General features: G+C 70.0%; 1 protein-coding gene. It reads left to right on the forward strand.

The window, feature by feature from the left end:
• Positions 1 to 188: 188 nt before the first annotated feature.
• Positions 189 to 1,135, forward strand: a 947-nt coding sequence (locus ACIRPX_RS45965; protein ID WP_404206143.1) for an IS110 family transposase, incomplete at its 3' end; no start/stop codon positions are given.

A 1,135-nucleotide genomic window follows, 5' to 3' on the forward strand; every position in this document is an offset into this window, starting at 1 on the left:
TGACTGACGCTTCGGCTGTCCTTCTGGGGAATCGTCGGCCTGCCGGGCGGTGTCACTTGGCGCGTGGCCGGTCGGGCGTCCGTGACTTCATAGGAGCCTGGCCAGAGGTCCCATCACTGTCTTGTCCGTCGGCCCGACCGGCCCGTGCCCTCCCACAGGTGAGAGCTGGAAGGGCAGCAGAGAACAGCATGGCAGCACAGGACAGAGCGGTGGTCGCGGGGATCGACACTCACACCGACCGCCACCAGGCCGCGGTCATCGACAGCATCGGCCGGCACCTGGCCACCGAGGCGTTCGAGACGACTCCGGAGGGATATGGGCGGCTGTTGGCGTGGCTGTTGTCGCACGGCGAAGTCCTCGCGGCCGGCATTGAGGGGACGGGTGCCTACGGTGCGGAGGTCGCCCGGTTCCTCACCGCGCACGGCGTCACGGTGGTCGAGGTCGACCGGCCTGACCGCAGGGCACGACGGGACAACGGCAAGTCCGACCCCATCGACGCCTACGCGGCCGCGACCGCAGTCCTGTCCGGTCGGGCTGGCGGAACACCGAAGTCGAGGAACGGGATTGTCGAGGCGATCCGGGCCCTGCGGGTGGCCCGCAAGAGCGCGGTCAAGGCCCGCACACAGGCCATCAACCAGATCCGCACCCTGATCGTCACTGCCCCGTCGGCGGTGCGGGACAGGTTGCGGGGCCTGTCCACGAACGAGCTGATCGACACCCTGGCCAAGTCCCGTCCCGTCGGGGAACTCGACGATCCGGCCTGCGCTGTCAGGACGGCCCTGCGACGGCTTGCCCGCCGCTACCGGGTCCTCGACGAGGAGATCAAGGATGCCGACCGGGAGATCGGACCGCTTGTCACGCAGGCCGCCCCGAGGCTGGTCGCCCTTCCCGGCGTCGGTCCCGAGACCGCCGGGCAGCTGCTGGCCAGCGCGGGTGACAACCCCGACCGTCTCCACTCCGAAGCCGCCTTTGCGCACCTTTGCGGGGCCTCACCCGTTCCGGCCTCTTCCGGCCGCACCAACCGCCACCGTCTCAACCGCGGCGGTGACCGCGCGGCCAACAACGCCCTGCACACGATCGTCCTGGTCCGCCTCCGCTACGACCAGCGCACCCAGGAATACATGGCCCGACGCAC

The organism is Streptomyces sp. NPDC101225 (genome assembly GCF_044767585.1).
Classification (GTDB): Bacteria; Actinomycetota; Actinomycetes; order Streptomycetales; family Streptomycetaceae; genus Streptomyces.